The organism is Microcoleus sp. B4-D4 (assembly GCF_036705185.1).
Classification (GTDB): Bacteria; Cyanobacteriota; Cyanobacteriia; order Cyanobacteriales; family Microcoleaceae; genus Microcoleus.
Window position 1 is genome coordinate 18177 of the sequence record NZ_JAUBTX010000060.1, and the last position, 18017, is coordinate 36193.

The window sequence follows — 18017 nt, forward strand, 5'->3', positions numbered from 1 at the left end:
CAAACGCACGATAAGTAAATAAGCGCGGGGTTGACTGTAGGAATACAGTCAGCCCTTTTTTGATGGTGGAAAATCAACAGCAATCGAGTACACGGCTATTCGGATAACATGGCAATTTGGAGAACACTTAGTTGTATAATAGATAAACTAGCCTTACTAAAAAGTAGAATCCTATGTCGCAGGGAATCTTCAACAAAATCCTCAATCAGCTTGACACCCTGGAAGTGCTAGAACTACAGCAACTAGAGCGCGCTATTGGGAACTCTCTGGCTCAGAAAGAACAAGCTGCTCAACGCACAAGATTTCACCAAGCGCTGTTAACTTCTGGTTTAGTCAAAAAAATCAAGCATTCTTCTTTGACTCAGCAAACACAAAGGCGACTAATTCCGGTACAGGGGCAGCCTGTTTCTGAGACAATTATTGAGGAACGCCGCTAGATGACAATTTATTTTGTAGATAGCAGCGCGCTGGTCAAACGCTACATTAGTGAAATAGGTTCGGGATGGGTTTTGAATTTGTTCGATCCTGCACTGAACAACGATATCTTGATTGCTGGTATTACCAGTGTGGAAATTGTTGCTGCAATTACCAGAAGGTCGCGCGGCCGAAGTATCAATGCGACAGATGCTACAGCAGCGTGCAATCAGTTCAGGAGTGACCTGCAATCTGAGTATCAAGTTGTATAATTCACCGAAAGTATTATTAACTCTGCAATGGCATTAGCTGAAACCTACGGATTGCGAGGCTATGATGCTGTGCAGCTAGCAACAGGCTGTAGCATAAATAACCTCTGCAAAGCTAACAATTTGCCTGCGATGACTTTTGTATCTGCTGATGGGGAGTTAAATGCAGCAGCAACAAGTGAGGGTTTGATAGTTGAAAATCCTAACAACTATCCGTAAGGTCGATCGCCCGTACAAGAAAAAGCAATTCGCCAAACGCGGAAATTCGGAGGATGAGGTGCAAAATTAACTGCGATCGCCCAGAGGGATTTTTGTGAAAGATATAATGATGGTTGGATCGATCGCACTTTTTCACCAACCACCCGAAAAAATCATGACCAAAACAGAAATCTTAGCAGCACTCAAAAATCTGACAGCAGAAGAACGTCTAGAAATCATCGAAACAGCCTCGCGGATGATGCGCGACGACATAGAACAAAAAGCCCAGCGCAAAGCCGAGAGAAAGCTGAAACTCAGAGCCGCCGCAGAAGCAGCAGTCCCAGATTATATGCCGGGAGGTGCTTTACATGATTTGTGGTCGCCTGAGAGCGAACCATATTTTGAATCCGAAGAAGAATACCTTAAGGCAGGGGTAAAAACCAATGCGTAAAGGCGAAATTTGGCTGGTTGCACTCGATCCTACTGTGGGCGCTGAAATTGGCAAAACCCGTCCGGTAGTAATTGTCAGCGATGAGACGGTAGGAATTTTATTGCTGGAAGTTATTGTCCCTATCACTGACTGGAAAGAGCGATACGCACAGAGAAATTGGATGGTTCCACTAGAACCCAGCAGCGAAAATGGCTTAATTAAAGTCTCAGCCGCTGACTGTTATCAAGTCCGTTCCGTTTCCCAACAAAGGTTTGTCCGACAACTCGGAACTGTTTCGGAGACAATTATCGAAGAAGTTGCAGAAGCACTGACAATTGTTTTGGATCTGGATTGAATAACTAGCCAACAGCGCACAAATAGTGTTAATTATAGATAGATTGTACGGCGCGACGGCCTAAATGATTCCTATACAACTTACACTCAAAAATTTTCTCAGTTATCGCGAAGCTGCTTTAGACTTTCGCGGCCTGCACACCGCTTGCATTTGCGGGCCTAACGGTGCTGGCAAATCCTCTCTGCTAGAGGCGATCGCCTGGTCGCTTTGGGGCTGTTGTCGCAGCGATACAGAAGACGATATCATTCATATCGGCGAAACTGACGTGCGCGTTGATTTCACTTTTTCCACCGGCGGCCAAATCTACCGGGTGATTCGCAACCGCAGGCGCGGACAATCGGGAAGTTTAGAATTTCAAGTTAGCTTGAATGCTGCTGAAACTCAGGAGGAACTCTGTTTTCGCACCCTCACCGACAAGGGGCTCAGAAATACTCAGCAGAAAATTCTCGAACATATCAAATTAGATTACGATACTTTTATTAACTCGGCGTATTTGCGGCAGGGGCGTGCTGATGAGTTTATGCTCAAAAAGCCGATCGACCGCAAGCAAGTTTTAGCCAACCTCCTCAAACTCGATCGATACGACACTTTAGCCGAACAAGCCAAGGAAAAAGCCAGAGAATTTAAAGCCAAAGTCGAAGTCCTCAAACACAGTTTGCAAACCGTACAAGAGCAACTGCAACAAAAAGAGGCAATCTGCGACGAACAAATTCAATTGCAGCAAGCAACCGATTTGCTTCAGCAGCAGCAGCAAGCCGACACTGCAGAATTGCAGCAACTGCAACTCCAGCACCACAACCGCCAAACTTGGCAAAAACTCCTCGCCGGCCACCAGCAACAGCACTACAATATTTCTCAAGAATGCCGCCGCCTGCAGCAAGAACTCGCTGCGGCAAAACAGCAGGGAAATGAGCTGCAAGCCCTACTCGGACAGGAAAATGAAATAACAGCGGGGATTGCGTATTTCCATGATTTACAAGCCACAGAAGAAGCTCAAGCTGGAAAATTTAAGGTTAACCAACAAGCCCAAAATCAGCGCCAGCAATTACAAGAACAGCAGCGCGACGAACTGAGCTTTTTGCAAAACAAAATTCAGCAGTTACAAGCTCAATTAGATGTTTTAGAACAGGATGAAAAAGAGGTTCTAGGTGTTCTCAAACAGCAGCCGGAGGTTGACAAAGGACTCGCACAGTTGCAAGCTGTTCGATCGCGCCTCAGCGAACTCGACCAATTGCAATTGCAAGTTTCGCCGCTGCTACAACAGCAGCAGCAAAAGCAACAAAAGCTCGATCGCGCCCGCGCCGGTTTAACAGCCCGCTTAGAGGAAATCAACCGACAGGTGCAAGTTCAGCAGCAGCAGCGACAGCCGCAATTGCAGCAAGAAATCTCCGCCATCGCCAATCAAATTTTGCAGTTGGAAAACAAGCGAGTTTATCAAGAACGAGTCCGCGAAAAAGGCCAAGAAAGGCACAGCTTTCTGGAAAACCTGCAAGCCAAAAGCCGCGACTATCAAACCAGACTCGCCGAAATCGACCAAAAACTGCAACTGCTGCGGAAAAATGAAGGAGAAACCAGCGCAGGCGAAGCTACAGTCTCGAATTTTGAGGAAAACGAGCAATCGAATTCGCGTTTGATGGTGCGGGATGCAAATTTTGGCAATTGTCCTTTGTGCGATCGACCTTTAGACGAACACTACTGGAATTTGGTAGTCGCAAAACACCACTCCCAACAGCAAGAAATTTGGAACCAACTGTGGGTTGTGCGCGAACAGTTGGCCGTTTCCGATCGCGAAATTCAAGTCCTCAGACATGAATACCGCGAACTAGAACAGGAATTAGCGCCCTATCAAGAATTGCGGGAACGCCGCAGCCATTTGCAAGCACAATTAGACGGCCTGGATCAAGACGAAAACAGGCTGCAAAGTATGCGTCAAGATGCGGAGGAAATAGAGCGGTTGCTGAGTACCGGCGAGTATGCAGCCGATGATTTGGGCGAACTACAGCAAGTGGAACAGCAACTGCAACAGCTCAATTATAGCGATCGCAGTCACTCCCTCGCCCGCAGCGATGAAAAGCGCTTGCGGTGGGCAGAAATTAAGCAAGCTCAAATCAAAGATGCTCAGCAGAAACTGGATAAAATTAATACCCGCCGCCCGGATTTGCAAACTCAATTAGCCGCCGTACAACAACAGTTAGAACAGCAAAAAAATAGCTCGGAAATTCAGCAGCAAATTCTGTCTTTAGATAGATACATTGCGGAAGTTGGCTATAATTTGGAACAGCACGAACACGTCCGCAGCGAAATGCGCCGGACGCAATTTTGGATCGCTAGGGCCGAAAAATTGCGATCGGCAACTGTGCAGTACCCGCAAGTGCAGCAGCGGATTAATGAAATTGCTAATTCCATCGCCGTGCGCGATCGAGATTTGCAAGCTGTCAGCGCTCAAACTTCCGCGATGAACCAGCAGTTACAAGAACATCCCGATCCAACTGTTCGCATCAGCGCTGTAGAACAGCAAATAAGCCGCCGCCGCCAGCAGTTAGACCAACATTTGGGAAGTCTCGGAAGACTCCAGCAGCAACAGCAAAATTTGGAATCTCTGCAAGTTCAGCTAGTAGCTCAAAAAGAGCAAATGCAAGTTACAAAGCGCCAATATCGAGTTTATCAAGAGTTGGGTCAAGCTTTTGGCAAAAACGGCATTCAAGCTTTAATGATTGAAAATGTTTTGCCTCAACTAGAAGCGGAAACTAATCATATTTTGTCGAGATTGAGCGCGAATCAGTTGCACGTTCAATTTATTACTCAGCGGGCGGCTGCTTCTAAAAAAGCAACTAAGTTGATTGATACTTTAGACATTTTAATTGCTGATGCTCGCGGTACTCGCCCCTATGAAACTTACTCTGGCGGTGAAGCTTTTCGGATTAATTTTGCGATTCGGCTGGCGCTGGCGAGATTGTTGTCTCAGCGGGCGGGTACGGCTTTGCAAATGTTGATTATTGATGAGGGATTTGGGACTCAAGATGCGGAAGGGTGCGATCGGCTGATTGCTGCAATTAATGCGATCGCTCCTGATTTCGCCTGTATCCTCACCGTCACCCACATGGCGCAGCTCAAAGAAGTTTTTCAAGCCAGGATTGAAGTAAGCAAAACTGCTCAGGGTTCTTGCATTAACTTGTCGGTTTAGAATGGTTATATCATTTTCGTTTTTTGATTTTTGCATGGAAGATTAAAGAATACCGGGCAGTATTTTGGTTTGCTTTGTATAGGTCAATAAAGTTCAGTTAGCGCTATTTATACCGATTTTCCAAATTGATGCAACAGTATATGTAGGGTGTGGATACATCGACAATCTCTAAAAAAGAGTGACAATCTAATAGGGACGCACCTTATACATTGGGTGAACGAAACAACCCTCCGTTTCCCTTGACCCAACAATTTTATTGTTGCAACATTTTTTCTAAATGGTATTATTTCCCCGATATCCACCTCCTATCAAATCCTCTCTTCATCGAAATAGTAAATTCTCTGTTGACTGTTAACTGTTAACTGTTGACTGTTAACAGTCAACAGTCAACATCATGTATGAGTGCAACCGGAATTGATATCACATCGCCCTGCTTAAGGGCAGTAGGGGTCGAGTAGGGGGGCAAAAATTCGGGGGGAGCTCCGGGCTTAACTGAACCGTATTGTTGTGTGCACGCTCTTCCATTCGCCCGCGCTTCATTTCCCCGTCGGCTTTTAGGGGCTGCTGAGTTTGTTAGGTTAAACTAAAAATAAGACTATAAAATAAGAATATTTCAATCTCTTTAAACTTTTTTATAGTTCTGTCCACTCCTTCGGAGTTTGGGTATTGCCACTCATGATAACAGATTCTTTCCACCTGTCTCTCCTAGAACGGGCGATCGCCGCGTCGAGCAACAGCATCCTGATTGCAGATGCTAACAGCCCTGATACACCTATTATTTACTGCAATCCGGCTTTTGAGAAACTGACGGGTTACAGTACCGAAGAAGTTATTGGACGCAACTGCAGATTTTTGCAGGGTGCCGATACCGATCGCGCCGAATTAGACAAACTTCGCAGTGGTTTGCGATCGGGAACAGAAATTAAGGTAGTTCTCAAAAATTACCGCAAAGACAAAACTCCTTTTTGGAACGAATTAATCGTTTCCCCCGTTTTAAATAGCGAGGGAAAATTAACTCATTTTATTGGAGTTCAAAACGATATTACCAAAAGAATTACAGCCGAAACAGCCCTGCAAGAAAGCGAAGAAAGATTGCGGGCGATCGCCGCTGCGACTCCCGTTCCCATCCTAATAACGCGCCGGTCAGACAGCACAATATTGTACGCAAATCCAGCCCTAGGGGAAACTTTCGGTTTGAGTTCCCAAAAGTTTATCGGCAGCAAAAAGAGCGATTTTTATGCGGACGCGAGCGAGTGCCATAAATTGCTAGAATTAGTCAAAGAAAAGGGCTTTAGCGACAGCCAACAAATCTGCCTCAAAAAAGCAAACGGCAGTTTGTTTTGGGTCAAAATGTCGATGCGATCGATTAATTTTAACGGTGAAGCGGCAATTTTATCGGCATTTTACGATATTACCGATCGCGTAGAAGCAGAAACAGCACTCAGAGTCAGCGAAGCGAGATTTCAAAAATTAGCCGCCAACGTTCCCGGCATGATTTATCAATTTAAGCTAGCAGCAGACGGAACTGTGTCATTTCCCTACCTCAGTTCCGGCTGCCGCGAACTCTACGAATTAGAACCAGAGGTGCTCCAAAATTCTGCTATTCTCGCGATCGAAATGCTTCATCCAGACGACGCGCCAAGCTTCCACGAATCTTTGGCTGTCTCAGCTAAAACATTAGAACCTTGGCGCTGGGAAGGCAGATTAGTTTTTCCGGGCGATCGCATCAAGTGGATTAGCGGGGCTTCCCGACCAGAAATTGGCAAAAAAGGTGACATTATTTGGGATGGCTTGTTGATCGACATTAGCGATAGCAAACAAACAGAATCAGCACTGTGGCACAGCGAAGCCAGATTTCAAAAAATGGCCGCCAACGTGCCCGGAATGATTTATCAATACTTGTTGCGTGCCGACGGTTCCAATCAATTCACTTATGTCAGTTCCGGCTGTTGGGAACTCTACGAATTAGAACCGGAAAAACTGAAAAAAAACTCAACTTTTATGTGGTCGTTGGTGCATTCAGACGACATAAAACCTTTGTTAGAATCCCTAGCTATTTCCGGGGACAATTTACAACCTTGGACATATGAAGGGCGGATCGTCACCAAGTCAGGAAAATTAAAATGGATTCGCGCCATTGCCCGCCCCGAACTGCAACCGGGCGGCGATCTGCTTTGGGAGGGAGTAACCATCGATATTAGCGATCGCAAGCTAGCAGAAATCGCCCTAGGCGAGTCAAAAATCGCCCTACAACAAGCCAATCAAGAACTAGAAAAGCGCGTCCTGCAGCGCACAGAAGCCTTGTACGCCTCGCAAAAAATGCTGTGGTTGGTGATAGACAACATCCCTCAGTTAATCGCCTGGAAAAATCGAGATTCAGTTTACTTGGGAGGTAACAAAAACTTTGCCAAAATCGCAGGTTTCAATCATCCCAGTGAAATCGTCGGTCTCACCGACTACGATATGCCTTGGAAGCCAGAAGAAACAGAATTTGTTCGAGCCTGCGACCACCGCATCATGGCAACCAACACCCCAGAATATCACATTATCCAGCCGCAACTGCAAGCCGACGGCACCCAAGGCTGGGTGGATACAAATAAAATACCTTTACACGACAATTACGACAATGTAGTCGGGATTTTGTCTACCTTTGAAGACATCACCGACAGGCTTTCCCTGCAAGCTCAAGTCCGGGGTAGCGAGGAACTATTTCGCAAAATTTTTGAAGATGCACCCATAGGGATATACTTAGCCAATTTAGAGGATAACCAGTTAGTGCGAGTTAATAAAAATTTCTGCCAAATGCTGGGTTCTTCGGCTGCCGAATTGTTAGGTAAAACATTTATAGAAATTGGACATCCCGAAGATAGAGCCCAAGAACTCCAAGTGGCTGCTGCTCTTTATCGGGGAGAAATTGCGAGCTATCAAATCGAAATCCGCCAGATGGCGGCGACAGGTAAAATTGTTTGGGTAAACGTGACATCTACTCTGATTCGAGATGGCGAAGGAAAACCTCTTTACAAATTAGGGATGATTGAAAATATTACCAACCGCAAAATTTCCGCAGCAGCACTCCAAGCTTCCGAATCTCAATTGAGAAAACAAGCAACTCAATTGCAAGAAGCCTACGAACAACTCCAACACGCTCAAATCCAATTAGTTCAATCTGAAAAAATGTCGAGTCTCGGTCAAATGATGGCCGGGATTGCCCACGAAATCAACAATCCTGCAACTTTTATTCACGGCAATATTTCTCACACCCAGAACTATTTTAACGATTTAATAGAAGTCTTGAATCTCTACCAGGAATCCTACCCGTCCCCAGCTCCTCAAATTGTTGAAAAGGTTAAGGAGTTAGAGTTAAATTTTCTCAAGGAAGATTTGCCAAAAATGTTACATTCCATGAGAGTAGGGATAGAAAGAATTAGTAAAATTGTGTTGTCGCTCAGGAATTTTTCGCGACTGGATGAATCAGAAATGAAGTTGGTAGACATTCATGAAGGAATTGACAGCACACTATTAATTTTGCAGCATAAATTGCATCAAGAAAATCCCAAAAGCCGGATTGAAATTATTAAAGATTACGGAAAAATCTCAAAGATTGACTGTTGTGCGGTGCAGTTGAACCAGGTATTTCTAAATATTATCGGCAATGCGATCGAGGCTCTAGAAAACCAACCGCAACCCCGGACGATCGTGATTCGCACAGAAATGAAAAAAGCCGGGTTGACAAGCCACAATCAAAGCAAGCTGAGTGAGTGCGATCGCCTTGTCATTTGCATCGCCGACAGCGGCCCGGGAATGACCGAAGAGGTTCGCAAGCGGCTGTTTGACCCGTTTTTTACGACCAAAGCGGTCGGGTCTGGCACAGGCTTGGGGTTGTCCATCAGCCATCAGATTGTGGTAGAAAAACATAGGGGAAGTTTGCAGTGTATCTCTCGACCCGGACAGGGAGCGGAATTTTGGATTGAAATTCCGGTGTAAAGGATGGAAATTTAGCTAAAAGTTTAAATATCTAACTTTTAATGCCCAATTGCCATCGGTGCTTGAGTTATCGGGGTTTTGAATTAACAACACTCAGAGGCCGAAACTAATCGCATTCAGCGGTGCGCCCATCTGCTGCCCTTATTCACTAGGCAATTATGCTGAAAAAACTACCTTTCTCCTGGTCTCGCTACATTCCAGCCGGGTTGACGCTCGTTTTGGGTGTGGGAATGTCTGCCCTAGCGTTTGCCTTGGTTTGGGACTGGGAAGAAAAGCGCCGCGACTACGAAATGAACCGCCGCATAGACGATATTTCGATCGGCATCGAACGCCAGCTAAACTCCGACTTAGACACAGTGCTCGCCCTCAGCGACTACATGAAAGCCTTCAGCGCCGTCGAGCGCTCATCTTTTGCCAGCTTTGTCGGTCGTCCCCTATCCGTCCACCCCAGCCTGCAACTGTTGGCTTGGGTGCCCCGCGTCCCCAATTCCGAGCGGCAAAACTACGAAGCCAAAGCCAGAACCGAAACCGACTCCAGCTTCGAGATTACAGAGCGCAGCCCGCGAGGAGAACTGCGTAAGGCCAGCCAGCGTTCCGAATACTTTCCGGCTTTCTACGTCGAACCAACAGCCGGAAACGAGACAACATTGGGCTTTGACCTAGCCTCGGCCCCAAAAATCAGCGCGGTTCTCGATCGATCGCGCGATACCGGAGAAATGACTGTCACCAGCTACATAGGCCTAAGTGAGGAAAATTTCCCGGAACCCGGTCTTTTGGTAATGGTTCCGATTTACCAAAACAGCGCTAAACCGACTACCCTCGAATCCCGCCGCCAACTGCTGCAAGGATTTGTTCTGGGCATATTTCGAGGCAAAGATATTTTTCAAGCTTCTTTAAAAGGACGCAATACCGAATACCTCACTATTTATCTCGGCAACGAGGCTTCAGACAAGCAAGAAGCACGGTCGCTGTTACCGCTAAGGGGGAACCGAGTTGTCAAAAATCAGGCGGCTTGGAGCCAAATTCAGCATTTTGGGTTGATTTTCCAGCCAGACAGCCAACAAGTGCTGACCGCATCGGCCGCTGCAGAACGCGATCTCCGGTCAAACTGCCCGATTCAAGACGATCGAGACTTGGATCGCAAAGCCTGCCAAAGGCTGGTAAAAATTAGCGGCCGCCAGTGGTCTGTGTACGTGTCAGCAACTGCGGAAATTCGCAAGATTCGCAAGCACTGGCGCTCTTGGGGAACTCTGACGATGGGGATGCTGTGGACTCTGATTCCGGTGACATATATGCTGACAGCTTTGAGCCGCACCGCCCAAATCGAAAAGCTAGCCCGAGAAAGAATTAGCCAAGCCGAAAAGTTGCAGACTGCTTACCAACAGTTGGAACTCGAACAAGGTAAATCCGAGGAATTGCTGTTGAACATTTTGCCGGCAGCCATCGCCCTGCGTTTGAAGGACAACGAACACAATATCGCCGAAAGTTTTGCGGAAGTGACTGTGATGTTTGCCGACATTGTGGGGTTTACAGAGCTTTCGTCGAGAATTTCGGCGACTGCGGTGGTGGAAGTTCTCAACGATATTTTTTCGGCTTTTGACCATTTGGCCGATCGCCACGGTTTAGAGAAAATTAAGACTATTGGTGATGCTTACATGGTTGTCGGCGGTTTACCTACACCGCGAGAAGATCATGCTGAGGCGATCGCGAATATGGCGATCGATATGCTGCACGAAATTCGGCTGCTGAGTTTAGAGCATTCGGAACCTTTCAGTATTCGGATCGGCATTAGCAGTGGCCCTGTCGTTGCCGGCGTCATCGGCTTAAAAAAGTTTATTTACGACCTTTGGGGCAACACAGTAAATATTGCTTCGCGAATGGAATCCCACGGGATTACCGGCTGCATTCAAGTCACCGCTGAAACCTACGAGATATTAAAAGATAAATATACTTTTCAGAAGCGCGGCGCCATTCAAGTTAAGGGCAAGGGATACATGGTTACTTATTTGCTGACTGGCAAAAAATATGATTGACACCGCCCGAAAACGGATACAAGCCTCGGAATCGCGATCGGCCAATACCAAACCAAATCCAGGTTTAGGATACCCTTTAAGCTGTTGTGCAAATAAACATTGTAGATTTTTTTGATGACAATCAAAAATTGTCAAATTCTCTCCCCCTCTCCCCCTCAAGTGCCATACACAATCTATATGAGCAAAGGCTGATCAACCAGTCGGCTTCCTGCCGGCGAAAGTTTGTGTAAACCTGGTTTTAACCGCCGAAGCGTCAAGGGGTAATATATCCCCTTTAGGATGGAACCGCGAAGACGCAAAGAACGCGAAGAGAAGAGGAAACAGAAGAGTCAGAAGATAAAGCGGGTGGCAAACTCGGATTTGGTATAAGACTTGCGATCGCCAAGCTAAGATATGATAAGTTCAAGGTATTCTGTCACGCCTGCACTAAATGAGGAAAAACCATGACGACGCTGCTAATTCAAACCGAAAGCGTCCCACTGACGGTCAATTTCCCTGCGATCCAATCGATGACTGTTGAACAGTTCTATGAATTTTGTCTGGTTAATCGCGATTTAAGAATTGAGCGGACAGCCAGTGGGGAAGTTATCATTATGTCACCAGCATTTTCAGATACAGGGAACCGAAACGGTAAGATTGTTCAGCAACTTGCGAACTGGGCAGAAGAAGATGGCACAGGTGAAACGTTTGACTCCAGTGCAGGCTTTACCTTGCCGAATGGAGCAACCCGCTCTCCCGATGCCTCATGGATTAAACTAGAGCGCTGGAATGCCTTAACTGAAGCACAAAAAGCCTCATTCGCACCGATTTGTCCCGACTTTGTGATTGAATTGCGGTCTGCTAGTGACACTCTCAAGGGATTGCAAAACAAGATGCAAGAATATATTGACAACGGTGTATCGCTCGGTTTTTTAGTCGATCGCAAAAACCGAAAAGTCTACATCTACCGTCCCGATCGCGAACCTGAAATTTTAGATAATCCTGAAACAGTCAGCGCCGATCCAGAGTTACCGGGATTTGTCTTGCAAATGGCAAAAATCTGGTGATTTAGAGCGTCAAACCATGACCGAAGACATCAATTCATCGCTCATTTCAAAATTAGCTGTCACACTTTGCACGTCGTCCAAATCTTCCAGTGCATCCATTAACTTCAGGAGCGATTTGGCTTTTTCAGGAGTTTCTATTTCCACTGTATTGCTCGGAATCCAGCGATTTTCTGACTGCAAAACTGTAAAATTTTGTTGTTTCAAAACATCAGCAAGCTTTTCCAAATTAGCCACATTTGTAAAAACCTCTGCACCTTCAGTATCCTCATCAATTGATATCAAATCATAGGATTCTGCTTCGGCTTCTAGGGAAGCTTCAAACAATTGTTCCTCATCAATGGGGCCGCCGATCGTACAAACTCCTTTGTGGTCAAACATCCAGCCCACACAACCAGTTTCGCCCAAATTGCCGCCATTTTTACTAAAAGCTTCTCGCAAGTCAGCCGCCGTGCGGTTGCGGTTGTCTGTCAGCGCTTCAATCAAAATCGCCACCCCGCCAACGCCGTAACCTTCGTAGCGAATAGCTTCTAATTCCGAACTCCCCCCGGCTAAACCGGCACCTTTGGCGATCGCCCTTTCGATGTTTTCACTAGGAATATCCGCCGCCTTGGCTTTTTCAATAGCTGTCCGCAGTTGAAAATTGCCGGCGGGATCGGGCACTCCGCTGCGCGCGGCGACAATAATTTCGCGAGATATTCTGGCAAAAATCTTGCCTTTAACAGCATCAACTCTAGCTTTTTGGCGTTTAATATTTGCCCATTTACTGTGTCCAGCCATAGCTATTTAAGATTTTGAATTTAAAATGTGCGATCGACATTCAATAAACGTAGGGTGTGCAGTGTGCACCTTACACACATAGCATAGAATGCGATTTTTTGCACGAATCTCAACTTTAATTAAAGCGAACAACGGCTTCAGTGTCCGTGAGGTGGGAAGTATCGCCATTAAGTGCGATCGACCATTCGCCCTCACCGCGCACCACTTTCACCAAACAGCACAAAGAAGCGTTAATTTCCGTTTCAACACCGCCCGCCAGCCCGATCGCACTTCCCAAAACCGACGCACCGTGACCTACTAATAACATATCCTCTGGAAACTCAGCAGCGAGGCGTTTAGCAGTTTCCCCAGCCCTTTTGAGACAAGCTTCCCCAGTTTCGGGATAACTAGCAATACCGCCTTTGTAAGCAGAATCAATCCTGGGAAAACGCCTGCACAAATCTGCGACAGACTCAGTTTCCGGCATTTCCGTCATCCATTCAGGATTCAGCCATTCGCAAAGTCCCCACTCTAATTTTATCGACAAATCAAGAGCTTCTGCCGCGTGATTTGCAGTTTGGACAGTTCGCAGAAAAGGGGAAGCGAAAATGTGAGAAATTCCTTCACCTTTGAGGCGATTGGCGAGTTGTTTGGCTTGAACGTGACCGTCTTCGGAAAGGTGCGGATCGTAGCGGTGTTCTGCGGTGAGAAACCAGTCGGGGTTTACGAAGTCGATGCGGTTTCCGTGTCGTGCGATCCAGACTGTTTGCGGCATGAGTTGGTTTTAGTTTGGCTTCTTGATGTAATATTATATCAAGGTTTGGTAATTGGATTTGTTGCCAAGCTATTGATTTGATTTTTTTAACCGCAGATGCACGCAGATAGACGCAGATGGATGGTGGATTGGGTAAGGGGTGATGGGTGGCGATCGTATTTGTTTATTCTCCCTTATAGTTTTACCAATCTTGATTCTAAAGCTAAATTAACTATTCTTTCTAAAGAAGTGGATTCGTCACTTTTTCCAATTATCTTGAAATAGTATGTTATGGACATCGTTAATGGCGAACCGTGACGGTAGTTTCGTCCATACTTGCTCACATAATTTGCCAAATTATTCATAACATAATTGTCTCTGTAGGCTGGATCGTTCACAAATCTATCCCTGGCACCTAATGCCCTATAGGAGGTATCAGGCATTAACTTAGCTGAAGGAGAAACCATACCCAGCTTGTACTCATCCTCATTAACCATTATGCCAATTCCCTTCCGAATATAACCTGTATCTGTGACTATTTTCCAATCGTCCAAATTCTCATTCTAGCTAGAATTTTATTATGGTTGTATCCTCTGGGAAGTGGGAGCCATAAAAACATTGCAGGGCTATTTCGTCTAGCATCAAATCTCAATTCAGCAATCAATTTATTTTTGCCGAGACCATACTTAATACTACTAGAGTCAGTAAGTTCCTTGACCCGTCTATCACAGCCTAGAATTTGTCTGCGAACGCTCAAAACTCCTTCGCGTTCAGTTTCATTACATTCTTTGATAAATTTTAAAAGCAACCTGGGCGGTTCAGATATAGTTTCGTTGCTGTATTGTTCTCGATATGTAATATCTACTCGATCAATATGTTCGGTATCTACATCTTTCAGTTGTAAAGATAATTTTTCCCCGTCAGGAACGATCGCAAATTGCAAAAACTGAAAAAATAGCCCGTGATACTTCCTGTCTGTAAGATTATCCCTGTGAAATTTTGGAGTAATTGCTATTAACCGAACGGGTTGAGCGTAATCCACGCGATCGGCAAAAGGTTTGTGTTCCAACAAAGCATCGTAATAACGAGTTAACTGCTGGACGATATATCGATCTTCAGCGTTTTTCAACTCCACCACAACTAACTGTTTATTCTCGTCCACCGCTATAATATCGCATCTTTGTTCGTTAACAGTGAATTGCCGCTTGATGACTGTCAAGCCGAGCAAACTCTCCAAATGAGCTTCGACAAAATCCTCTACAGCCTCTTCGCTGACAAATTCCCACCCTGTCCCTGTTTTCCTCAATGCGGCGCTGCTTAGCATTTTGACCTTGGTATATAAAATAGTAATTATTGTCTTCCAGTCCGCAGAGGCGGACATCGTTTATATAGCCGCGAATTCCCTTCGCCCGGCCACTTACATTCGGCCGGTAACTTACATTCATCCCCTAACTCGCAGCATCTTATTTCCACCTTTTTGAAACTCATAAGGAGCCTCTTGAATTTCCACACGAAAACTTCTCTTTTTCAATTCAGCAATAATCGGGTTTAAGTGTTCCGATTCCACCCCGCTAAAACTTTGCAACAGCGGAAACACCCGAACTTCCTTCGCAACCCGACACATTTCTGTAATTGCTTGCAAATGAAATTCTTCCGAAAGTAAATGAGAATAAGCAAATAAGAAATGGCTGCACAAAGCTAAATCAAACTGACCGTCATTGAAAGGCAAAATCGGCAATTCAGCATTTATGTAGCGGTCTTGCTCCAAACCAGAGGGAAAATCTGCTAAAAATTCCTGCATCGCCTTCATCCGCACTTCACCTAGCTGGTACGGCGATTCAAAACTGTTCCACAAATAGCCGTCTACATTTGCCTTAACACCGTCAATCACAGTTTGATATGTTTCTTGGATGCGATCGCCAATTTCCACCGCCGTAAACTGATACACTGGATCGCAAGAAATTACCTTTTTACCTTGGCGAGTCATTTCGGCATTAAAACTCGCCGGGCCGCCCGCACAATCCAGAATTGCTAGCTTGAGATCGGTTGATGTCAGGCTAAACATTCCTATGTATTCATCCAAGCAGCGTCCCCAAGGAATTACTTTATCCAATTTTAGTGACACTTGTTCTTTGTCCCGCAGAGATAATTCTTTAATATTTTACATCAACAGGACTTGCGCGTCGCAGTTCAAAAACCCAGTTTCTTCATCAATGTATCGAGAAAGCAGCCACTATTTTCAAAGAAACCGGGTTTTGTAGGGGTAGTGCCCCCGTGCCTACCCCCTCCACTCTAGCAGGTTGATTTGTATCCTGAGTTGTGTATAAATAATTTTGGTCAAACAAGCTCCTAATTCTAACAACAGTTGGCTGGCTTTACACTTTCTTTACAAAAAACGCTCTCGATTGCCTCACAATTTTATGATTCCACCTGTGGATTTTGTAACCAAGCGAGGCTACACTAGACAACAGGGAAAATAACCTAAAATCAACTTGCTAACTTGCTCTCATTCATTGGCAGGCTGCAACCAGGAAACAAAGATGAAACATACCGTTAAAACCGCTACAAATCTGAGTTTGTCAGCCCTCCTGGTGCTGAACAGTTCGCTGCCCGGTATAGCTCAGTTGCCTGCAGTCAGAAATCCTGCACCCAGCGGCAACCCAAACCAGCGGAGAGTACCGCCTCCTCCTCCTCCGGGTTCGAGTTTGCCTCTAGGCAATTCGGGTGCGCTGACACAAGAAGCAGCTTATACTTTAGGCTCGGGCGATCGCATTGGTTTAGATATCTTCGGCGTTCCTGAATTCAGCAAAGAATATCAAGTGTTAGTTGACGGGACACTAAATTTGCCAATCATTGGCAGCGTCTCAATTCAAGGATTGACGCTGCAACAAGCCGCTAACGTCATTACCAAGCGCTACGAACCCTTCATTAATGTTCCCGTTGTCACCGTGACTCTGATCCTCGCTCGCCCCCTAAATATAGGTCTGGCCGGTGAAGTTACTCGCCCTGGTTCCTACAAGATTAATCCCGTCAGAGAGGGAAGCGGAGGAGGAGTAAAATTCCCGACTTTGATGGAAATGCTGCAACTTGCACAAGGGGTGACATCAGCAGGAGATATGCGAAACGTCCAAATTCGCCGTTCCCGCAGAGGAGGTGTCGAGCAAGTTACTACTGTTAATTTGCAGGATTTTTTAGACACGGGAAATTTGGGCCAAGATGTCACGATCCGAGATGGCGATACAATTTTTGTACCGACAGCAAGTTCCCTCAATACTCAAGAAGTCCGTCAAAGAGCCAGTGCTAATTTTTCCGCTGATATTACTAAACCAATTGGTGTGGTAATTGTTGGAGAAGTGAACCGGCCAGGGCCTTATACTGTATTTGCTTCCGATGTGCGATCGACCAACCAACAAACAGAGTTGAGTTTTGTATCTATCGACCAGCAGCAAGGAGCAGTTGTGGGCTTGCCAACAATAACTAGAGCACTCAAAATTGCCGGCGGTATCACTACAGAAGCCGATATTCGCCGCGTGCAAATCCGCCGCCAAGTCAGAGGGGGTAACGAACAAACTATCATGGTAAATTTGTGGGATTTGCTGCAAAAAGGCGACTCTACTCAAGATATTTTGCTGCAAGAAGGTGATAGCGTGATTATCCCGACAGCATCTACTGTAGACTTGACTGAAGTTTCCCAAATCGGAAGTACGAGTTTCTCTCCAAACGCGATTAGCATCAATGTTGTGGGGGAAGTAATCAGGCCTGGAGCTTTACTGGTTAAACCCAGTACATCCCTGCACCAAGCTTTGCTCACTGCAGGCAGTTTCAATCAATTGCGGGCGAAAAAAGACAAGGTGGAACTGCTGCGTTTGAACCCCAACGGTACAGTTAGTCGCCGCACTATCGATGTGGATTTTGCTCAAGGGTTGAATCCTGACAATAATCCAGTTCTCCGCAACAATGATGTGATTCTCGTAGCGCGATCGGGCTATACCAGGGTAGGAGACAATATCAACAGTTTCTTGCAGCCAGTGATAGGAGTTGCAACAGGGATCAACGCTGTTAGCGGAGTTTTTACTGGGTTTCAAGCAACCATCAACGCTTTTCAAAACTTATTTTTGGGAGGAGATTTCGAGCGAAAAAATCAACTCAGACAGATTCGCGAACAACGTCAAGACAGACAAGAGCAGCGTGAAGACAGACAGCTAGAGAGACAGATACAACGTGAAGATAGACTACAGCAAGCAGAAGACAGAAGACTGCAACTCGAAGACAGACGCTTGCAACTCGAAGACAGACAGCGACAAATAAATGTTGAAAATCAGCAACTTCTAATTCAGCAGCAACAACTTCAGCTACAGCAAATGCAGCCACAAACTACGACAACTACTCCTTGATATCATCTTCGGTAAAATGACCTAAGTTTGTAAATTTTTGAGGAGTGAAGTCTTCGCTAAAAACGAATTTGATTGCGGTTTTTAATTTCTAGTACGCGAATAAGAAAGTCCGCGCCTGCGGACTTTAAAACCCACATTTTGCAGATATTTAGACAAATTTAATAGTTTTAAATTGGTCGGCATAAAGCCATAAAATCAAC

Annotated in this window: 16 protein-coding genes; 10 read left to right on the forward strand and 6 right to left on the reverse strand. The window is 45.7% G+C overall.

Going from position 1 to position 18017, the window contains the following annotated elements; all coding sequences use genetic code 11:
• Window positions 1–173: 173 nt before the first annotated feature.
• The 3 genes from QUB13_RS27130 to QUB13_RS27140 are packed head-to-tail and all read left to right on the forward strand — an operon-like array spanning window position 174 to window position 902.
• Window positions 174–437 carry a hypothetical protein gene (locus tag QUB13_RS27130; protein ID WP_333387364.1) on the forward strand — a complete coding sequence of 88 codons (264 nt, stop codon included), beginning with the start codon at window positions 174–176 and terminating at the stop codon, window positions 435–437.
• Complete coding sequence (locus QUB13_RS27135; RefSeq protein ID WP_228049900.1) at window positions 438–686, forward strand: type II toxin-antitoxin system VapC family toxin; 249 nt, start codon at window positions 438–440, stop codon at window positions 684–686. It begins immediately after the preceding gene.
• Window positions 687–713: 27 nt separating this feature from the next.
• Window positions 714–902 carry a type II toxin-antitoxin system VapC family toxin gene (locus tag QUB13_RS27140; RefSeq protein WP_333387367.1) on the forward strand — a complete coding sequence of 63 codons (189 nt, stop codon included), beginning with the start codon at window positions 714–716 and terminating at the stop codon, window positions 900–902.
• Here the strand turns inward: QUB13_RS27140 and QUB13_RS27145 are convergent.
• Window positions 893–1045, reverse strand: a complete 153-nt coding sequence (locus QUB13_RS27145) for a hypothetical protein (protein ID WP_333093088.1) — start codon at window positions 1043–1045, stop codon at window positions 893–895. The genes QUB13_RS27140 and QUB13_RS27145 overlap by 10 nt on opposite strands.
• An 11-nt stretch (window positions 1046–1056) precedes the next feature.
• On the opposite strand from QUB13_RS27145, the gene QUB13_RS27150 reads away from it, so the two are divergent.
• The 6 genes from QUB13_RS27150 (at window position 1057) to QUB13_RS27175 (ending at window position 11913) form a co-directional block, all read left to right on the forward strand.
• Window positions 1057–1332 carry a hypothetical protein gene (locus QUB13_RS27150; protein ID WP_333093089.1) on the forward strand — a complete coding sequence of 92 codons (276 nt, stop codon included), beginning with the start codon at window positions 1057–1059 and terminating at the stop codon, window positions 1330–1332.
• Window positions 1325–1666, forward strand: coding sequence for a type II toxin-antitoxin system PemK/MazF family toxin (locus QUB13_RS27155; RefSeq protein WP_333387370.1), 342 nt, complete (start codon window positions 1325–1327; stop codon window positions 1664–1666). Before QUB13_RS27150 ends, QUB13_RS27155 begins: the two co-directional genes overlap by 8 nt.
• A 64-nt stretch (window positions 1667–1730) precedes the next feature.
• Window positions 1731–4850, forward strand: coding sequence for an AAA family ATPase (locus QUB13_RS27160; RefSeq protein ID WP_333387373.1), 3120 nt, complete (start codon window positions 1731–1733; stop codon window positions 4848–4850).
• A 675-nt stretch (window positions 4851–5525) separates the two neighbouring features.
• Complete coding sequence (locus QUB13_RS27165; RefSeq protein WP_333387376.1) at window positions 5526–8834, forward strand: PAS domain-containing sensor histidine kinase; 3309 nt, start codon at window positions 5526–5528, stop codon at window positions 8832–8834.
• Between the two features lie 158 nt (window positions 8835–8992).
• Window positions 8993–10867 carry an adenylate/guanylate cyclase domain-containing protein gene (locus QUB13_RS27170; protein WP_333387379.1) on the forward strand — a complete coding sequence of 625 codons (1875 nt, stop codon included), beginning with the start codon at window positions 8993–8995 and terminating at the stop codon, window positions 10865–10867.
• A gap of 443 nt (window positions 10868–11310) precedes the next feature.
• Entirely contained in the window at window positions 11311–11913 is a 603-nt protein-coding gene (locus tag QUB13_RS27175; protein ID WP_333387384.1) for a Uma2 family endonuclease, read from the forward strand.
• Between the two features lie 9 nt (window positions 11914–11922).
• Here QUB13_RS27175 and QUB13_RS27180 read toward each other — a convergent pair whose 3' ends face one another.
• The 5 genes from QUB13_RS27180 to QUB13_RS27200 all read right to left on the reverse strand — a co-directional run bounded on the left by QUB13_RS27180 (window position 11923) and on the right by QUB13_RS27200 (window position 15548).
• Window positions 11923–12690 carry a YebC/PmpR family DNA-binding transcriptional regulator gene (locus QUB13_RS27180; protein ID WP_333387387.1) on the reverse strand — a complete coding sequence of 256 codons (768 nt, stop codon included), beginning with the start codon at window positions 12688–12690 and terminating at the stop codon, window positions 11923–11925.
• A gap of 115 nt (window positions 12691–12805) precedes the next feature.
• Complete coding sequence (locus QUB13_RS27185) at window positions 12806–13444, reverse strand: histidine phosphatase family protein (RefSeq protein ID WP_333387390.1); 639 nt, start codon at window positions 13442–13444, stop codon at window positions 12806–12808.
• 173 nt (window positions 13445–13617) lie between these two features.
• Window positions 13618–13977, reverse strand: coding sequence for a hypothetical protein (locus QUB13_RS27190; protein ID WP_333387393.1), 360 nt, complete (start codon window positions 13975–13977; stop codon window positions 13618–13620).
• Entirely contained in the window at window positions 13959–14747 is a 789-nt protein-coding gene (locus QUB13_RS27195) for an endonuclease NucS domain-containing protein (RefSeq protein WP_333387396.1), read from the reverse strand. The genes QUB13_RS27190 and QUB13_RS27195 overlap by 19 nt, the downstream gene beginning before the upstream one ends.
• Before the next feature lie 117 nt (window positions 14748–14864).
• The gene (locus QUB13_RS27200) at window positions 14865–15548 is read right to left on the reverse strand and encodes a class I SAM-dependent methyltransferase (protein WP_333387400.1); all 684 of its coding nucleotides are present in this window, start codon (window positions 15546–15548) and stop codon (window positions 14865–14867) included.
• 415 nt (window positions 15549–15963) lie between these two features.
• On the opposite strand from QUB13_RS27200, the gene QUB13_RS27205 reads away from it, so the two are divergent.
• Complete coding sequence (locus QUB13_RS27205) at window positions 15964–17817, forward strand: polysaccharide biosynthesis/export family protein (RefSeq protein WP_333387403.1); 1854 nt, start codon at window positions 15964–15966, stop codon at window positions 17815–17817.
• The last annotated feature ends 200 nt before the right edge of the window (window positions 17818–18017 follow it).